At 66.7% G+C, this 16,759-nt stretch carries 17 protein-coding genes and 1 tRNA gene; all 18 read right to left on the bottom strand.

All coding sequences use genetic code 11. The features are described from left to right. Positions 1-15: 15 nt before the first annotated feature. On the bottom strand, positions 16-978 hold the full coding sequence (locus C664_RS12855) for a TadE family protein (RefSeq protein ID WP_004261036.1): 963 nt from the start codon (positions 976-978) through the stop codon (positions 16-18). Continuing rightward, positions 975-1,673, bottom strand: coding sequence for a glutaredoxin family protein (locus C664_RS20980; protein ID WP_004261033.1), 699 nt, complete (start codon positions 1,671-1,673; stop codon positions 975-977). The genes C664_RS12855 and C664_RS20980 overlap by 4 nt, the downstream gene beginning before the upstream one ends. Further along, a complete protein-coding gene (locus tag C664_RS12845; protein WP_232435102.1) occupies positions 1,670-2,026 on the bottom strand; it encodes a DUF192 domain-containing protein in 357 nt (118 codons plus the stop codon). Before C664_RS12845 ends, C664_RS20980 begins: the two co-directional genes overlap by 4 nt. After that, on the bottom strand, positions 2,023-2,934 hold the full coding sequence (locus C664_RS12840) for a type II secretion system F family protein (RefSeq protein WP_004261027.1): 912 nt from the start codon (positions 2,932-2,934) through the stop codon (positions 2,023-2,025). The genes C664_RS12845 and C664_RS12840 overlap by 4 nt, the downstream gene beginning before the upstream one ends. Further along, positions 2,931-3,779, bottom strand: coding sequence for a type II secretion system F family protein (locus C664_RS12835; RefSeq protein ID WP_004261023.1), 849 nt, complete (start codon positions 3,777-3,779; stop codon positions 2,931-2,933). The genes C664_RS12840 and C664_RS12835 overlap by 4 nt, the downstream gene beginning before the upstream one ends. Then, positions 3,776-5,443 (bottom strand): ATPase, T2SS/T4P/T4SS family, encoded by a 1,668-nt coding sequence (locus tag C664_RS12830; RefSeq protein WP_004261018.1) that lies wholly within the window; start codon positions 5,441-5,443, stop codon positions 3,776-3,778. Before C664_RS12830 ends, C664_RS12835 begins: the two co-directional genes overlap by 4 nt. Positions 5,444-5,458: 15 nt before the next feature. Then, the gene (locus C664_RS12825; protein ID WP_232435101.1) at positions 5,459-6,814 is read right to left on the bottom strand and encodes a type II and III secretion system protein family protein; all 1,356 of its coding nucleotides are present in this window, start codon (positions 6,812-6,814) and stop codon (positions 5,459-5,461) included. 105 nt (positions 6,815-6,919) lie between these two features. After that, entirely contained in the window at positions 6,920-7,753 is an 834-nt protein-coding gene (cpaB, locus tag C664_RS12820; protein WP_004261012.1) for a Flp pilus assembly protein CpaB, read from the bottom strand. A gap of 11 nt (positions 7,754-7,764) precedes the next feature. Then, positions 7,765-7,950, bottom strand: a complete 186-nt coding sequence (locus tag C664_RS12815; protein ID WP_004261009.1) for a hypothetical protein — start codon at positions 7,948-7,950, stop codon at positions 7,765-7,767. Continuing rightward, complete coding sequence (locus C664_RS12810; RefSeq protein WP_004261006.1) at positions 7,947-8,615, bottom strand: hypothetical protein; 669 nt, start codon at positions 8,613-8,615, stop codon at positions 7,947-7,949. Before C664_RS12810 ends, C664_RS12815 begins: the two co-directional genes overlap by 4 nt. Then, entirely contained in the window at positions 8,612-9,379 is a 768-nt protein-coding gene (locus C664_RS12805; RefSeq protein WP_004261001.1) for a hypothetical protein, read from the bottom strand. Before C664_RS12805 ends, C664_RS12810 begins: the two co-directional genes overlap by 4 nt. Beyond that, on the bottom strand, positions 9,363-10,268 hold the full coding sequence (locus C664_RS12800; protein WP_054963735.1) for a hypothetical protein: 906 nt from the start codon (positions 10,266-10,268) through the stop codon (positions 9,363-9,365). The genes C664_RS12805 and C664_RS12800 overlap by 17 nt, the downstream gene beginning before the upstream one ends. A gap of 21 nt (positions 10,269-10,289) precedes the next feature. Next, the gene (locus tag C664_RS12795; protein WP_038011747.1) at positions 10,290-11,636 is read right to left on the bottom strand and encodes a pilus assembly protein TadG-related protein; all 1,347 of its coding nucleotides are present in this window, start codon (positions 11,634-11,636) and stop codon (positions 10,290-10,292) included. 51 nt (positions 11,637-11,687) lie between these two features. Continuing rightward, the gene (locus C664_RS12790; RefSeq protein ID WP_004260990.1) at positions 11,688-11,963 is read right to left on the bottom strand and encodes a hypothetical protein; all 276 of its coding nucleotides are present in this window, start codon (positions 11,961-11,963) and stop codon (positions 11,688-11,690) included. A gap of 353 nt (positions 11,964-12,316) precedes the next feature. Next, positions 12,317-12,395: transfer RNA gene (locus C664_RS12785), tRNA-Ile, on the bottom strand. 9 nt (positions 12,396-12,404) lie between these two features. Continuing rightward, positions 12,405-14,396: an RNA polymerase sigma factor RpoD gene (gene rpoD / locus C664_RS12780; protein WP_004260987.1), complete on the bottom strand. Its 1,992-nt coding sequence runs from the start codon at positions 14,394-14,396 to the stop codon at positions 12,405-12,407. Between the two features lie 48 nt (positions 14,397-14,444). Next, the gene (dnaG, locus tag C664_RS12775) at positions 14,445-16,301 is read right to left on the bottom strand and encodes a DNA primase (protein ID WP_004260982.1); all 1,857 of its coding nucleotides are present in this window, start codon (positions 16,299-16,301) and stop codon (positions 14,445-14,447) included. A gap of 136 nt (positions 16,302-16,437) precedes the next feature. After that, entirely contained in the window at positions 16,438-16,650 is a 213-nt protein-coding gene (rpsU, locus tag C664_RS12770; protein WP_004260978.1) for a 30S ribosomal protein S21, read from the bottom strand. Positions 16,651-16,759 lie beyond the last annotated feature (109 nt).

The raw sequence follows: 16,759 nt of genomic DNA, 5'->3' as shown, positions 1-16,759 counted from the left end.
GAGATCGGGCGGAGATCACGGCGCTTGTTTAGGCGCCGGACGGCTGTCGAGCCAGCCGGGTGGCGCCTGGCAAGCCGGCGGGAGTGGCTTGCAGCCGGGTTCGATGAGGGGATTGCAACCGGGTGTCGGCTCAGGCTCGGGACTGGGCTCAGGGGCCGGCACATCGGGTGTCGCCGTGCATGCCGGGTCGGTGGCTGGGCATCTGGGTAGTCCAGTACCCTCGGGCGTCGGGCCGGGATCGGTCGGGGTGCCGGCGTTGCCTGGGCCGGGGACCGACGGGTTGCCGGCCTCGATAGCAGGCGACTGCATGCGCATGACGGTGTGGGTGATGACCGGGATCCGTCCGCCGGCGATGAGCGCGGCGCGAAAGGGATCGTCGTCAGCCGGATTCAGTACCGCGAGCGCGCGGGCCATGAAGGGGCCTGCGAGCGGGATCTGCTTGCGGGCGGGGATGCCGTAGGTGATGCGTAGCTTGAGCAGGTTGGCGTCCTGCAGCGTCTGGCCGCTGGCGTTGGTGGCCGGGTCGCGGTTGCATCCGGGGCGGTCGACCGGGCAGTCGAGGTGCGCGATGTTGGTGTTGGGAATGACGCGGGCGGACAGACCCAGGCGCGCGGCGAGGGCGGGACTGTGGAAGTCGTCGAAGCTCTCGCGGGTGGGCGAGAGGATCTCGATGCGGGTGAAGGGTGCTTCGGCAAGCGCGCGGGTTCGCGAGATGGCGAGTTCGGCGGTGGTCGTGCCGCCGCCGTGGTAGCCGGTCATGGCGCGGTCGAAGGCAGCGCGGATGGCGGCGGGCCGGGCGTTCGCGACGGTGCCGGCACGGGCCGCCTCGAAGGTGGCGTAGTTGAGCTGTCCCCGGGCGTGGAAGAGCAGGGCGTATTGCATGAGCACGAGCACGATGAACAGCACCAACGGGCCGACGATGACGAATTCGACCAAGGTGGCGCCGCGCGATCGTGCGGTAGCAATGCAGTGCTTCACGGCAAGGGTGCGAGGCTTCGGGCCTCGGCCCAGCCCTCGAGCTGACCGGCGCTGACATAGAGGTAGCCGTTGCGGCTTGGGCCGATGAAGATCACCGGCGTACCGCGGGCAAGCGTGCCGATCGGGACGTCGCTCGCCTGAGGCATGCCGAGCAGGTGGAGGGGGCCGTAGGCCGGCAATAGGCGGTCGCCCGCCTTGTAGGTCCGGGCAGGGGAGTTGAAGGGGCGTGTCGGAGGGACGGATCGGGCTGCCGATGCCGGGACGCTCACCTGCGCGATCACGCGGTCGTACTGCGGTGCGCTGAAGCCGTGCACCACCTGATCGCCTGCAACAAGGAGGGGTACGCCACGCCCCCCGAGCTGGCGGAATTCGGCATGGGCGACGGGGTTGCCCTGGACGTTCCGCTCGACGAAGGGCGTACCCCGGGATCGCAGATGTCGGATGGCGCGGACGCAGTATCCGCAGCCGGGCCGGGTGTACAGGATGAGGTCGCTCGCTGCCGCATCGTCGGTGTAGGTGCCGTCTGGCACGCTCATGACGATCACCTCCGCAAGGCTGCGGATGGCCGACTCCGTTGCCGGGGGGCGCATGTTGCGGAGCCCGCGCTCGGCGATGCCGAAGGGATCGACAGCCAGGGCTGGGGAAGTTGCAGTGGCGTTGAGGACAAGGCCGGCGATCAGTGCGGTGACTCTCATTGGCTTGACTCCGGATGGTGATGGAGGAGACGTCGAGGAAGCGTCCGGCCGGGCGTCAGCCCGAGCCGGCGCGCCTCGCCGGCGGCAAGTTCGAGGGTGTGGCGTGCGCCCACACAGATCGCGATGCGCCACGGCGGCAGGGCGCGGGCGACCTTGCGCACGCTGCCGCGCCGGTCGAGAAACACCACGTCGATCGGATAGCGCATGAAGGCGGTGTGCACGGCAGCGCAGGGCGTGATGAGCAGCGCCTGCCCCGGTGCGGGCGGCGGCGAGAACAGGAGCCCGCGCAGGCGGTCGCGCCAGCGTTCGGCGCGGCGTACGGTGAGTCCGTCGAGCGGTGGCATCCGGCTCATAGGCCGGCCGCCAGGAACTTCATTGCAATGGGGAACATGAGGATCGCGAACACGCACGGGAAGATGAAGAACAGCAGGGGGAAAAGCAGCTTGACCGGTGCCTCCATGGCGAGCTTTTCGGCACGGGCGAAGCGTTCGGCGCGACGCTGTTCGGCCTGAGCGCGCAGGATGGGGCCCAGGCTCATGCCGGTCGCTTCGGCCTGGATGAGGGTGGCGACGAAGCTCGAGACTGGCGGCATGTCGAGCCGGTCGGCCAGTTCGCGCAGGGCTTCGCTGCGTGGGCGGCCGGCGCGCATGTCGCGCAGCAGGCGGGCGAACTCGTCGCGCAGCGGTCCCGCGGGGCCCTTGGCAACGGCCTGGGCGAGGGCACTGTTGAGATTGAGGCCCGACTCGACGCACAGCGTGATGAGGTCGAGCATGAAGGGCAGGGACTTGAAGGTCTGCCGGCGTCGCGCATCGATGCGGTCGCGCAGCCAGATCAGCGGGTAGCGGTAGCCAAGGGCGAAGCCTGCGACGATCGGCCAGCCCGGTGGAAGCTGGAAGGTCTCGGCCTGCCAGAATGCGAACGCGGCGCACAGCAGCCCCCAGACGAGGCGTCCGGCGATGAACTGGCCGGGGTCGAGCGCGAAGTCGAGCCCCGCCAGGCGCAGGCGTGCAAGGCTGGCCCGGGCATGGCGCTCGGGTAGGAGTGCTTGCAGGTAGTGTGAAAGCCACTGCACCGGCCACCACACGATCCGGTAGCCCGCTGGCGGTGGGTCGAGCCAGAGGCGGTCCTGCGGCGGAACTGCCGCGGCGGCGCGGGACACCAGCCAGCCGACGAGCGCGACCGAGAGGCCCGTGCTCAGCGCGATCGCACCGATGACCCAGCTGGGGTCGAGTATCTCGACCAGGGACGAAGACGCGTTCATACGTCGATGGCCACGATGCGGCGGATGAGCAGCACGCCGATGAATTCCATGACCAGCACTGCGGCCAGCACGCCCCAGCCGAGTCGGGTTGTCCACAGCAGCGCCATGGCATCCGGCTCCATGCGGCTCAGGACCCACAGCAGGAACAGCGGCAGCAGCCCCACCACCCAGGCCTGGAGCTTGCCCTGGGCTGTCAGCGCGCGGATCTTCAATTCCATCGCATGCTGGCTGCGCAGCGTGTTGGCCGTGCGCTCAAGCGTTTCGGCCAGGCCGCCGCCGGTCTCGTGGGCAATGCGCATGGCCGACACCATCAGTTTGACGGGCTGGGCGGGTATGCGCAGGGCAAGGCTCTCGAGTGCGTCGTCGAGGCTGACGCCCAGGCGTTGCTCATGCTGGAGGAGCATGAACTCCTGCGACAGGGGAGGCCGCAGCTCGGTGGTGATCTGTCGTATCGCTGCGGGCAGCGACAGTCCGGCGCGGGTGGTGCCGGCGAGCATCTGCAGCGCGTCGGGCAGTTGTTGCGCGATCTTCTCGATGCGGCGGGCGCGCAGCGAGCGGAACACGAGGCCGGGCGACAGGGCCAGCAGCAGGGCGACGGCCAGGCTCAGGGCAATGCTGCCGGTCACCAGCCACACGCTGCCTGCGGCGAGCACGGTCAGCGCCAGGCTCAGTGCGTAGAGTCGGGCCGGGTCGACGAACAGGAACAACTCGCGCAGGTGGAAGCCGGTTTCGCGCGTGAAGTGCGTTCGCCAGGCCCGCAGCATTCGGGTGCCGACATCCACCGAGGCCCACACCAGCAGGGCCACGGTGGCGGCAACGACGATCAGGAGCAGCGTCAGGCTCATGGCGCGTCTGCCGCGTTGAACAGGGAAAGGTCGAGCGGGACGCCGGTCTCGCGCAGGTCCTCGTAGAACCCGGGAACGGCGTTGCAGGCGCTGAAACGATCGAGCACCCGTCCATCGGCGTTTCGCCCGAGCTTCTCGTGGCGGAACAGCTCCTGCATCTGGATGCGGCCGGATTCGACGCCGCTGACCTCGACGATACCGGTGACCACACGTCGACCATCGGGCAGCCGCGCCTGCTGGATGACGATGTCGACGGCGGAGGCGATCTGGTCGCGAATGGCGCTCAAGGGGAGATCCATGCCGGCCATCAGGATCAGGGTCTCGAGCCGGGCCAGCGCATCGCGCGGGCTGTTGGCATGCAGGGTGGTCAGCGAGCCGTCGTGGCCGGTGTTCATCGCCTGCAGCATGTCGAGCGCTTCACCGCCACGGCACTCGCCGACGACGATGCGGTCCGGACGCATGCGCAGCGCGTTCTTGACGAGATCCCGGATGGCAATCTGGCCGCGCCCCTCGGCATTGGACGGACGCGCCTCGAGGCTGATGAGGTGGGAGTGCCCGAGCCGCAATTCGGCGGCATCCTCGATCGTGATGATGCGTTCGCCATCGGGGATGAAGTTCGACAGTACGTTGAGCAGGGTCGTCTTGCCCGATCCCGTGCCGCCCGCGATCAGGATGTTCTTGCGATGGCGCACGCAGATGCGCATGAACTCCGCCATGGCCGGGCTCAGGGCGCCGAGCTGGACGAGATCGGTGTGCGAGAACACCTTGCGCCCGAACTTGCGGATCGTGAGTGCCGGCCCCTTGATGGCGAGCGGCGGGATGATGGCGTTGACCCGGGAGCCGTCCTTGAGGCGCGCGTCGACCATGGGCGAGGCTTCGTCGATGCGCCGGCCGATCGGGGCGACGATGCGTTCGATGACGCCGAGCACGGCGCGGTCGCTGGTGAAGCAGCCGGGGTGGCGTTCGAGCCGACCGTTGCGCTCGAGGTAGATCTCGTCGTGGCGGTTGACCATGATCTCGGTGATGGTGTCGTCGTCGAGCAGCGTCTCCAGCGGACCGAGGCCGACCGCCTCGTCGAGCACGTCGCGGAGCAGGCTGTCGCGGTCGATGCTGTCGGGGAGTGCGGACTCCTTGTCGATGACCTCGACCAGCAGGGCCTCGGTCTCGGCGCGCAGTTCCTCGTCGGCCATGCGGACGAGATCGCGCCGGCGCAGATCGATCGCATCGAGCAGGGCTTCGTGGATGCGCTGTCGCCAGAACTGCTGGGGCGTTGGCACCTTGCCGTCGTTGACGCTGCGCGGGCTGGGCGTATCCACGGCGGGGCTGTCGCCGGTGTCGGAGGTCTGCGCGGCGATGGGGAGTGATGGCGTCTCGAGCCGGTCCTCGATGACGAGGGTGTAGGGGCCGACGCCGATGCGGTCGCCGCGCGTGATCGGTCCGTACTGCTGGATGCGGTTGCCGTTCACGCTGGTGCCGAAGAGCTGGCCGAGGTCCTGGATGTGGAGGCCGGCCTTGGTGCGGAAGATGCGCGCATGCTCGCGACCCACTTTCCAGCCGGGCAGGCGCAGCTGGCACTCCCGGCCCTTGCCGATGATGGCCGAGGTGTCGGTGATCGACTCGATGCGTGGCGGCGCTTCCGGAGCGGTAATGGTGACCTGGAACATGCTGGTGCCCTCGTGTCAGTTGTTGACCCAGGGGTAGGGCTGGTCGCGCGCGCTGTCCGTAGTCCCCGCGTCCGGCGCCTTGGCGGCTGCGGGAAGGCCTGGCACGGCCGAGAGATCGGGTTCGGTGGCACGCGGCGTGCCGTCCAGGCGTTGACGGGCGCGCAGCATGGTTTCGGCCTGCTCGACGGTGTGCTTGTCGACCGCATGCGGTGTGACGAAAACGACGAGTTCGGTCTCGTTGTTCTGGAAACGTCGCGAGCGGAACAGGGCGCCCAGGACAGGGATGTCGCCCAGGAAGGGGACCTTGTCGATCGAGGCGTTGATGTCCCGGCTCAGCAGTCCGCTGAGGACGATGGTGCCGCCCTGCAACACGTTGAACTCGGTCTCGGTCTTGCGCGTCCGCAGCGCGGGGCCTGAACTGCCCATGACCGAGAGGTCGAGATCGCTGACCTCGCTCATGATCCGCGCCCGGATCACGCCGCTGTGATCGACCGTGGGCGTGATCTCCAGCCGGATACCGTAGGGCTTGAACTGGATCGTCGTGCCGTTGATGTTGCTGACGCTGTAGGGGAATTCGCCGCCGGCGAGGAAGCTCGCCTCGGCGCCGTTGCGCGCCGAAAGCACGGGCTGGGCGAGGATGGAGGCGGAGCCGTTCTGTTCCATCAGGCGCAGTTGCGCGTTCAGACCGACGTTGATGGCGGACAGGACGTTGAGGCTGGAGCTGAGCGGCACCGGGCCGCTGGCGTCGTCCGGGTTGACGATGGGCGGGGCGTTCTCGGTGCCGGTGCGGACGTCGATCTGCAGTGGCGCATTGCCGCGCCGACCGGGCATCCAGATGCCCCCGATCGCGGCGCCGCCGGTGGCGTTCCACGCCAGCCCGATTTCCCTCAGCATGTTGATCGGGAACTCGACGATCTGCACGTCCATGACGATCATCTTTTCCCATCCCACCGGGTTGGTGAAGTTGATGATCTGCGGATAGCGCTTGGCCAACTCCTCGATACGGGCCTGGTCGCGGTTGCTGAGGCCGTCGCCTTCGACGACGACCTTGTCGCCGATGACCGAGGAACGCGCATTGGGAATGCCGGCGATGAACGCCGCGATCTCGCGATTGACGCGTGGGGTGTCGGCCGGTACCACGGTGATCTTGACGCGCCGGTTACGTCCTTTCGAGGACCAGACGTGCAGCGACGAGATGCCCACCTTGTTGGCGATGAGCAGGATCTCGCGGTCGTCGAGGACCGCCGCGGACAGCACCTGACCGTTGCCGACCGCGAGTCGGCCGGCGTTGGGTTCGGGAATGACCCGGGTCTCGCCTTCGAACATCGTCAGTTCGACGGGATCGTCGGCAAGGGCGACGGCAGGCGTCACAAGCACTGCGGTCAGGCAAAGCAGGAGTTGTCGGAATGGGCGCATCGGAGTTCGCGGGCGGAGGCGGTTGAAATGGGGGGCTGATGACGGTATGCCGTGCCGGCCTCAGTCCTCGGTCGCGGGGGCGCGTTGTCCAAGGGTCAGCCCCTCGGTGATCGGGCCGCCGCCGTAGATGACCGGGACGCTGCTGACGCCGTTGTCGTGTCCGGTGGGTAGGCCGAGCAGGCTGCGGGCCTCGGTGATCGCATCCGACACGGCGGCAACGTCGCCTGGCGCGCGCAGCAGCGCCGTCACGTGACCGATTTCGCGTGCCGCGATGACGCGCTTGGCATCGTCCGGAGCGGTGTCGAGTGTGATCGTGGTGAAGCCGGGGCGGCCGTCGGTGTCGCGCGCGTCGGCGTTGGCTTTGCTGCCCGTCGCCAGCACGCGCACGCGCTGCAGCAGCGTGAAGGTGTAGTTGCGCTTGCCGTCGCGGACCGAGACGACGATGTCGATGAGGTCGCCGGGTACCACCATCCCGGACAGCGAGCTGATCTCGTCGACGGGCACCGTGACGGCGCGCTGGCCGGACTGCAGTCGCGTGGAGAAGGTCGGCGCGCGGCGTCCCTCCAGCTGCGCCCACAGGATGGGCTCCCCGGCATTGGCCGGATGCGCGAGCGCTGAGCCCTCTGCGCGGCTGTACTGGTCCGGCGTGATGGCGCCGGAGTGTGCCCAGGCACGCGGTACTTCGCGCACGGCGACGGTGTCGGGGCTGAGGGTGGCGCCGCCTGCAAGGTTTGTCTTTGCGACCAGTAGGCGGACGGTGTCGCTGTCCTTGCCACGTGCCTCGATCTCGGCCATGCGTTGCGAAAGGTAGCGGCTTGCACCGAACGCCGCGGCGGCGCCGAGGACGAGGGACAGGACGAGGATGAGCCAGTTCTTCCTGGTTTTGTTCAGCATGTCGGTGGTCGTCACAGGGGAAGGGACATGAAGGCGCTCTGGCGATCGAAGGCCCTGCGGACGGCGGTGAGCAGGGTGTCGACCGCTGACTCCTCACCGGTAAAGGCGATGCCGACGAGCATCATCAGCACGAGCAGGGCGACGAGGTATTCGGTGAGTGCCTGGCCGCGCCCGGCAATGGCGAAGGTGCGTTTCATGAGCGCTTGAGTCGCAGGGTGAGCACGGCACGGGTGCTGCCGTCGTGGCGAACCAGCACGAGGCGAGCCTCGCCGAACGGGCCGTGAAAACCTTGCACGATGGCTGTGTCCACGTCGGTGAGCGGTGGCCCATCGGGCGTAAGGCCGCGGTCGGCGAGACTGCGGGAGAGCTGTTCGAGGTTGGTGCGCAGCGTGTGCGCGTTCTCCAGCACGAGCTGGCGTGCGCTGATCGGTCCGTCGACCGACTCCAGGTCCGACAGGGTTTCGGAGCCAGCGGGAAGCCTGAAGGCGAGTGGCCGATCGGCCGCCTGGCGGGCGGCCTGCATGTCGGCGATCGACAGCAATGCCTCGCTCAGTCCATCGTCCGTCGCATTGATCGAAACCGTGATGAAGTGGTTGCCGCGCCGTTGGGACAGCACGTGCGTGTCGGCAACCTGCGCATGCGCGACAGGCTTGCCGAGCGCTTCCCGGTAGTGGTCGAGCATCTCGGCCGTGGCTGAACGGGCGCGAATCCGCGCCATGTGCATCGGGATGCCATTGAGGCGGATCTGCTCGCCGATCGTTTCGACGCGCGCATCGGGCGGGGGATTCACGCGCGGCCACGGCGAGGCGTGGGCAGCGACCGAGGTCATCAGGAGGCAGAGCGCTAAGCGCGAGGTCTTCATCGGATGCGATCGGGGGGGACGAAGTCGGGATCGACGCGACCGATTTCGGGCGCACTGGCGCCCTCGAGGACCGCGACGAAGGGTTCGATCGGGGTCACCAGGGCTTCCAGTGGGCGATAGGGGAAGTGCCCGAGCGGGTTCCAGCCGTCGTTGCGTACTGCCGAGCGGACAGCGTTCGGACCGGACGCGGACCAGGGGTCGACGAGGACGGTCGTGCTGCGCTGCATGGCCAGGCCCAGCATGTCGAACGGAGCCAGTCCCTCGACGTCCGCGACCGTGACGCGTGCGATGCCCGTGTGCAGATTGGTCCGGCTCAGGCCCATGCCCGATGCGTACGCCGCGCCAAAGGGCAGTTCGAGCGATTCGCGCTGGCTGGAGGCGCTGACGTTGCTCGCGAAGGACGGCAGCAGGGCGTCGCCCCGGTGGTCGAACCAGAGGGGATTGCGATGGGCGTTGAAGTCGCCCGCGACGTCGTCGCGCTTGATCGGCGCGTCGTTGTTGCTGAAGAAGCGGCGGCGCACCTCGACGGCGAGCGCGGCGTCGGACTTCCACGGGTGAAGGCTCGAGCCGTGATGCACCATGCCCTCGAAGGCGACGTAGCGGCTCGCCGAGGTGGTGGTCTGGGCCAAATCCATGTACTTGCCGATCAGCGGCACGGTGAGCAGCAGGGGAATGAGCACCAGTGCCAGGACGATGAACTCGACCGTCGACTGCCCGCCAACGCGCGACCACCGGCAAGGAGGACGTTCAGTCGGCGTGCGCATTGCCGTCCTCCTCGGCTGCAGGTTCGTGGCTGGCCTCGTCCGTCCGATGCCCGCCGGGTTCGAAATGCGTTGTCGAGAGCGCGACCGGACCGCGGAACAGCACCACCTTTTCCTCGAGAAGAACCTCCGGGCCGTCAGCGCCCGGTCCGGTCACCTGGGTGCTGAGGCTGCGGTTGATCGGCATGCCCAGACTGTGTGTGGACTCGCACAACGCCATCGTCCACGGTCCGGTGATCCGCTTCCAGTGGCACGGCATACCGGCGAAACGTTCTTCCCCGCGCTCCGGCAGCGGGCTTACGACCATCGTCGCGTCGATCGCGAAGCGTTCGCTGACCAGGGCCAGGCTGTCTGCACCGAGCGCGGGAAGGTGCTGGCTGCGCCACGGTTGCGCGCCCTTTCGCGGGCTGATGACGCGGGTAAACACCCGTCGCCCCCGTGGCTGATGATGGGTGATGGTGGTCGTTACGCGCTCGAGCACTTCCAGGCGGCAGACGGCGGTTTCAACCAGTTCCAGGGTGCGCACGGTGACCGAGGACTTCTGCCGGGCGGGCAGGTGGTATTCGATGACCTCGCGGCGTCCAGCCGTGCCGGGGTCGCCGATCAGCTCGAAGGATTGCATGCGGGCGAGGCATGCGGCGCCCGCGGCGCTGCCGTGTGTTGTCGCGAGCACACGGCATTGGGCCGCCAGCGCGTTGCACTGCGCCTCGCGTGCAACGGCGGTGCGCATGGCCGCGTCACGGACAAAGGGGGATGTGCCTTCGCGGCGGATTTCGTAGCCGTCCGCTTCGGGTGCCGCCGCGGCTGCTTGCGTGCAGAGCACCGCGCAGCACAAGGCCAGTTGCGCGAACGCGAGCGGGCTTTGAGGTGGGGGACGGAAATCTTGCAGCATCGCGGTGGGCTTGAGGCGGATCTAGGGAAGTTGAAGTCCGCCCTGACGCAACTGGGCCATGAGGCGTTCGGCCGGCGTGATCGGGGCGAGGCGGACCTGCCAGTAGGGGTTGAAGAGGCTGCCGAGCTCGTTACGGTCCGGATGGCGCGGGTTGCCTGCGTCCGGACGCTCGAAGAAGACTTCCACGCGTGCGGCGGCCGCGCTCTGGCCGCCCGAATGGGCGCCGTCATACAGTTCGAGCCGCCCCGGGGGCCGGATGAGGCTCGCGCCGCCCGAATAGCGCTGGTCGCCGGTGGCTTTCGTGACCCGGATCGTGAGCTGCGTGACCGGGTCGTCCATTTCGAGGGCGCGTGATGAGAGTTCCTTGAAGGTCGGGATCGCGCCACCGCCTATGGTGCTCGGTGCGGGATCGAAGCCTTCGGCGATGCCTTCGCCTGAATCAGCGCGCCGGCTTGCCCTGGGGTTGGTGCTGCGTGAACCCGAGTAGCTGTAGGCACTGTCCGCTAGATCTTCTTCGGAGAACGCTGTGCCGTAGCCGATCGGTCTCTCCGAGCGCCGGCAGCTGAAACGACGGATGCGATAGCGGTGCGCGGACAGGGTGTCCATGGATTTCCAACCGTCCGCGAGATCGATGAGTTCGGTGCCGCCGCGTTTGCGCAACTGGATGCCGGTGCACAGCACGACGAGGCCGAAGTTCCAGTTCCGGCTGCGCAGGAAGGATTCGCGACTGTCGCTGACGACGCGCCCCATGCGGCGACGCTCTTCGCGCGATTCATGATTGCGGGTGAAGCCGATGAAGTCGTCGCTGATCGGCACCGGATCGACAACGGCCTCTGGATCGTTCTCCCGCGCCACACGTTGCATGACGGCCAGGCGGTTCCCCAGCGCAACGCTGTCGCCAGGGCCGTGCATGACCTGCTGCGACAGGGCCAGTGCCTGGATCGCTGTGTCGTGCAGCGGGATCGCAGCGGCAAGGGCTGGCGTGAAGATCTCCATGATGGACGCCACATGGTCCATCGCCGCCTTGAGGGCCGGGCCGACGTAGGGGATCAGGTAGAGGTAGGGCCCGATGTTGTCGGCCGATGTACCCATGTACTTCGCCCACGAGGCCAGTCCGACAGCCTGACCGATCGCGATCTGGTTCGCGATGATTGCGCGGTTGGTGTAGGCGTCGTAGTTGAGCATCCGCGCCTCGAACACGCCGGCACTGTAAGCGACTGCGTCGGCGGTGTTGGTGAGCTGCAGCTTTTCCTGCACGAGTTGGCCACTGTTGAACATGTAGAACGTCGTGGCCGCGACCGCGACAAGCAGCACCAGGGCCAGAGGCAGGACTTGCCCATGCTGCTGTCCAGGGGAGCTAGAGGTCATCGCCCGCGCCTCTGTACCCCGCCGCGGCGATTGGCCTGGCGGAGTGGCCGGTCATTTGGCGACCTGATTGACGTAGGTGTCGAGCGTCTGGCGCTCGTTGCCTACGGTCTGGGCAGTGTTGGCCGAGGTCTGGGCCGCGGTCCGAGCGGCAGTGCCATCCTGGCCGGACAGTTCCTGGGCGATGGCGGCCGTCTGGTTGCGGACGGTCTGGCCGAAGTACTGATACACCGCGATGGCCGCGATCGCGATCATCGCCACGATGATGATGTACTCAGTCATGCCCTGACCGCCTTGCCGATGGGCTGGGAGGTGGATGCTGTTGCGCATGAACGGGTCTCCATGAGGTCGATCTACGAGGCCATCCGACGACAGGCTGATGAGTCGGTCGTCATCCCGTCAGTCGGGTTGTCGGCGAATGCGTAAAGCATAAACGCATTTGTCATTAATTGGAATATGCTTAAAGCATTGCTAGGTGATCGATGCTCCTCTTGCGGAGATCGAATCAAGGGCAAAGAGCCTGCGTATCGCCTTGCCCTCATCGCGTCCTTGAGCTGGATGTACGGCGTTTCGGCGCGGGCGGGAGGGTGACGCGTAGCCGCATGAGTCGGCCTGGTGCTCCCTCGTGGCGTCGTAAACGACAAAGCCGCCAGTCCTTTCGGACTGACGGCTTCAAGTGCTGCTGGTGGGCCCCCTGGGAGTCGAACCCAGCACCAACGGATTATGAGTCCGCTGCTCTAACCAGGCATGAGCTAGAGGCCCGTTGAGGCTTTACTGGTCGCTATCGAGGAAGCTGCGGAGCTTCTCCGAGCGGCTGGGATGGCGCAGCTTGCGCAGAGCCTTGGCTTCGATCTGGCGGATGCGCTCGCGGGTAACGTCGAACTGCTTGCCGACTTCTTCCAGCGTGTGGTCCGTGTTCATTTCGATGCCGAAGCGCATGCGCAGCACCTTGGCCTCGCGCGGGGTGAGCGAGTCGAGCACCTCGCCGGTGGCGTCGCGCAGGCCGGAGTACATCGCGGCTTCGGCCGGCGCCAGGGTCGCGGTGTCCTCGATGAAGTCGCCCAGATGCGAGTCGTCGTCGTCGCCGATCGGCGTCTCCATCGAGATGGGCTCCTTGGAGATCTTCATGATCTTGCGGATCTTCTCCTCGGGCATCTCCATCTTCTCGGCCAGCGTGGCGGGATCCGGCTCCGCACCGGTTTCCTGCAGGATCTGGCGGCTGATGCGGTTCATCTTGTTGATCGTCTCGATCATGTGCACCGGGATACGGATCGTGCGTGCCTGGTCGGCGATCGAGCGCGTGATGGCCTGGCGGATCCACCATGTGGCGTAGGTCGAGAACTTGTAGCCGCGGCGGTATTCGAACTTGTCCACAGCCTTCATCAGGCCGATGTTGCCTTCCTGAATCAGGTCGAGGAACTGAAGGCCGCGGTTGGTGTATTTCTTGGCGATCGAGATCACCAGGCGCAGGTTGGCCTCGGTCATCTCGCGCTTGGCGCGGCGCATCTTGGCCTCGCCGGTGGACATCTGACGGTTGATGTCCTTCAGTTCCTTGAGCGGAATGCCCAGTCTTTCCTGCAGGTCGATGAGCTTCTGCTGCTCTTCGAGCACCGCCGGGTGGATGCGCATCAGGCCTTCAGCGTAGTTCTTGCCGGTAGCGATCTCATCCTTGAGCCAGTCGAGGTTGGCTTCCTGGCCCGGGAAGACCTTGATGAAGTGCGTGCGCGGCATGCCTGCGCGATCGACGCACAGTTGCAGGATCTGGCGCTCGTGGCCGCGGACCTGTTCGACCATGTGGCGTACCGAGTCGCACAGCTTCTCGATGGCCTTGGCGGTGAAGCGGATGTTCAGCAGTTCGTCCGAAATCTGCTGCTGCAGCAGCAGGTAGTGCGTGTCCTGCGAGCCGCGCTTCTGCAGGGCGTCCATCTGCTTGGCGTAGAGCTCACGGATGGCGGCGAAGCGGGCGAGCGCGTCGTTCTTGAGCTGCAGCAGCGAGGCCGCATTGGCGCTCTCGGCGCTGGCGGCGTCGTCTTCTTCGTCCTCGTCGGCCTCGGTCTCGTCGGCTTCCTCATCGGCAGCGGCGCTGGCTTCCTCGATATCGCTGTCGGCGGCGGGTTCCGTGCCTTCGCTCGCGTTGGGGTCGATCAGGCCGTCGACGAGTTCGTCGATCTTGGCTTCGTCGGCGGCGATGCGGTCGACGATCGCGAGCATCTCGGCGATCGTGGTGGGGCAGGCGGAGATGGCCTGCACCATGTGCTTGAGGCCGTCCTCGATGCGCTTGGCGATCTCGATCTCGCCCTCGCGGGTCAGCAGTTCGACCGTGCCCATCTCGCGCATGTACATGCGCACCGGGTCGGTGGTGCGGCCGAACTCGGAGTCGACGGAGGAAAGGGCCTGCTCGGCTTCTTCTTCGGCGACGTCTTCATCGACATTGGTCGCGACGCTGTCCGACATGAGCAGGTCTTCGGCGGCGGGTGCCTCGTCGTAGACCTGAATGCCCATGTTGTTGAAGGTGGCGATGATGCCTTCGATCTGTTCGGCGTCGGCGACATCGTCGGGCAGGTGGTCGCTGATCTCGGCGTACGTGAGATAGCCGCGCTCCTTGCCGAGCGTGATCAGTGTCTTCAGCCGCGTGCGGCGCACTTCGGCGTCGAGCGGTGCTGCGACGGGGCTTTCGACGACCTGTGCGGCCTTGTCCTTCGCTTTGGAGGTCCGCTTGGGGCTGACCTTGCGCGCCGAATCCTTGGCTGTTTCGCGTGCCATAGCACTCCTCAGGTGAGGGTGTAAGAAAATGGGAAACCGAAAATTGTACTATAAATCTGAGACTTTCGACGCATTCGAGAGTTCGCGCTTCTCCAGAAGCAGCTCGCCGAGGCGATGGCGTCCGGCTGCATCGAGACCGTGTTCGCGGTCCTGCTGCAGCAGGTTGGCGATCTCGTTTGCGAGGCTGTCGGCATGCAGTTTTCTCAGGCTGTCCTCGAACAGGATCTCGACGACGGCCTCGTCAAACTCGGCGTCGACGAGCTCTGCCGCGACTCTTGACATGGTTTCGCCGTGCGGGGTGTCACGGAAGCGCTCGATGAGGGCGCCGAGTCCGCCGGCGGGGATGGGCTCCCCCAGGCTCAGCAGGTCGATGATGGCGATGAGCGCAAGGCCTTCCGGGCTGTCGGAGGGGATCAGATCCACCGGCATGCGCGCGGCCCAGGTCGGGTGCTGAAGCACCAGGCGCAACAGGGTGCCTGCGGTCGAGGGTGGCTTGCGCCTGCCGGCGGGGCGAGGGCGGAATGTGCCCTCCCGTCTGCGCTTGCCGGCGAAGGCGGGGTGGGGCGTGTCGTCGAAGGGCGGGCTGGCCTGCGGTTCGGGGCGCCGGGGCGGTCGATCCCGACGGGCTGGCGCCGGGAGGCCAAGGGCGTGCTCGACTTCCGCTTGCGTCAGTCCGCTCGCTTCAGCCACCGATTTGATCACCTGCAATCGCAACAGGGGTGCGGAGATGCGGTTTACGAACGGCATTGCCTCATGCACGAAGGCGGCGCGGCCTTCGGCGGCATCCATGTCGTGCCGGCTGCGCAGTTCCTCGATCAGGAAGCGGGCCAGTGGCGTGGCAGCAGTCGCGGCCTTGCGGAACGCGTCGGCGCCTTCGGCACGCACGAAGGAGTCGGGGTCGTGCTCCGTGGGCAGGAACAGGAAGGCCAGCGTGGCGTCGTCACGCAGGGACTCCAGTGCATTTTCCAGTGCGCGCCAGGCCGCGCGGCGCCCGGCGGCATCGCCGTCGAAGCAGAATACGACGCGGTCCGTCTGGCGCAGCAGGGTGTGAACGTGTTGCGGCGTGGTTGCTGTGCCGAGCGTGGCGACGGCGTTGGCGATGCCGTACTGCGCGAGCGCGACTACGTCCATGTAGCCTTCGACCACGACGACGAAGCCCTCGTCGCGGATCGGTTTTTGCGCCAGGTACAGACCGTAGAGTTCGCGACCCTTCTCGAACAGTGGCGTCTCGGGGGAGTTCAGATACTTCGGCTCGCCCTTGTCCAGGATGCGGCCACCGAAGGCGATGATGCGCCCGCGCCGGTCGTGGATCGGGAAGATGATGCGGTCGCGGAAGCGGTCGTAGCGGCGGCCCTGGTCGTTGTCGATGACCAGGCCGGCGTCGGCGAGCGTCTTTGCCTGATAGTCGGGAAAGACCTTCTGCAGGGCCTGCCATTCGTCGGGCGCGTAGCCGAGGCCGAAGCGCGCTGCGACCTCGCCTGAAAGACCGCGGCGCTTCAGGTAGTCGATGGCGCGGCGGGCGGGTTTGAGCTGTTCGCGGTAGAAGCGCGCGGCGAGGCCCATCGCCTCGTACAGGCGTTCGCTGCTGTCGTCCTGCGGACTGGCATTGCGTCCGTCATCGGGGACCTGCAGGCCGACCTGAGCGGCCAGCTCCTTGACCGCCTCGACGAAGCCCAGTCCGCTGTATTCCATCAGGAAGCCGAGTGCGCTGCCGTGCACGCCGCAACCGAAGCAGTGGTAGAACTGCTTGGATGGACTGACCGAGAACGAGGCGGACTTCTCGCCGTGGAAGGGGCAGCAGGCGAAGTAGTTCGCGCCGCTCTTCTTCAGTGGCACATAGCGTTCGATGACGTCGACGATATCGACGCGCGACAGCAGTTCCTGAACGAAGGACTGAGGGATCATCGTACGCGGGCGAGCGGAGCTTGCGGACCGTCGTAATGACGGGCCGGAACTGAAACGGGAAAAGCATCACGCCGGGCGAAGGTCGAGTGACCTTCGCCCGGCGTGCGAGCAACCGGAAAACCGGGTGCGGAGCGTATCAGTACAGCTTCGGCGGCAGCATCTGGCTGCGCAGGCGCTTGTGATTGCGCTTCACTGCGGCGGCCAGCTTGCGCTTGCGCTCGGCGGTGGGCTTCTCGTAGAACTCGCGCGAGCGCAGCTCGGTCAGCACACCGGTCTTTTCGATGGTGCGCTTGAAGCGGCGGATCGCAACTTCAAACGGCTCGTTTTCCTTGACGCGGATACCGGGCATTGCGGACTTCCTTGGGTGTCTGGTGGGCAGAAAGACGGCGAATATATACCACGCGCCAGGCGATGGCAAGTACTCCGCGCGCAGAAGATGCAGGTCGCGGGTTAAAATG

It is taken from the genome of Thauera sp. 63 (assembly GCF_000310165.2).
Classification (GTDB): Bacteria; Pseudomonadota; Gammaproteobacteria; order Burkholderiales; family Rhodocyclaceae; genus Thauera; species Thauera humireducens.
Note: the sequence above shows the minus strand (reverse complement) of the source record. Positions and strands in the feature narration are given on the sequence as shown.

What these genes read in the sequence shown, in the direction of transcription:
- rpsU (WP_004260978.1), bottom strand. Translation starts at nt 16,650, where the DNA reads ATGCCCGGTATCCGCGTCAAGGAAAACGAGCCGTTTGAAGTTGCGATC.
- C664_RS12810 (WP_004261006.1), bottom strand. Translation starts at nt 8,615, where the DNA reads ATGAAGACCTCGCGCTTAGCGCTCTGCCTCCTGATGACCTCGGTCGCT.
- C664_RS12790 (WP_004260990.1), bottom strand. Translation starts at nt 11,963, where the DNA reads ATGCGCAACAGCATCCACCTCCCAGCCCATCGGCAAGGCGGTCAGGGC.
- C664_RS20980 (WP_004261033.1), bottom strand. Translation starts at nt 1,673, where the DNA reads ATGAGAGTCACCGCACTGATCGCCGGCCTTGTCCTCAACGCCACTGCA.
- C664_RS12805 (WP_004261001.1), bottom strand. Translation starts at nt 9,379, where the DNA reads ATGCGCACGCCGACTGAACGTCCTCCTTGCCGGTGGTCGCGCGTTGGC.
- C664_RS12795 (WP_038011747.1), bottom strand. Translation starts at nt 11,636, where the DNA reads ATGACCTCTAGCTCCCCTGGACAGCAGCATGGGCAAGTCCTGCCTCTG.
- cpaB (WP_004261012.1), bottom strand. Translation starts at nt 7,753, where the DNA reads ATGCTGAACAAAACCAGGAAGAACTGGCTCATCCTCGTCCTGTCCCTC.
- rpoD (WP_004260987.1), bottom strand. Translation starts at nt 14,396, where the DNA reads ATGGCACGCGAAACAGCCAAGGATTCGGCGCGCAAGGTCAGCCCCAAG.
- C664_RS12830 (WP_004261018.1), bottom strand. Translation starts at nt 5,443, where the DNA reads ATGTTCCAGGTCACCATTACCGCTCCGGAAGCGCCGCCACGCATCGAG.
- C664_RS12845 (WP_232435102.1), bottom strand. Translation starts at nt 2,026, where the DNA reads ATGAGCCGGATGCCACCGCTCGACGGACTCACCGTACGCCGCGCCGAA.
- C664_RS12840 (WP_004261027.1), bottom strand. Translation starts at nt 2,934, where the DNA reads ATGAACGCGTCTTCGTCCCTGGTCGAGATACTCGACCCCAGCTGGGTC.
- C664_RS12835 (WP_004261023.1), bottom strand. Translation starts at nt 3,779, where the DNA reads ATGAGCCTGACGCTGCTCCTGATCGTCGTTGCCGCCACCGTGGCCCTG.
- C664_RS12815 (WP_004261009.1), bottom strand. Translation starts at nt 7,950, where the DNA reads ATGAAACGCACCTTCGCCATTGCCGGGCGCGGCCAGGCACTCACCGAA.
- C664_RS12800 (WP_054963735.1), bottom strand. Translation starts at nt 10,268, where the DNA reads ATGCTGCAAGATTTCCGTCCCCCACCTCAAAGCCCGCTCGCGTTCGCG.
- dnaG (WP_004260982.1), bottom strand. Translation starts at nt 16,301, where the DNA reads ATGATCCCTCAGTCCTTCGTTCAGGAACTGCTGTCGCGCGTCGATATC.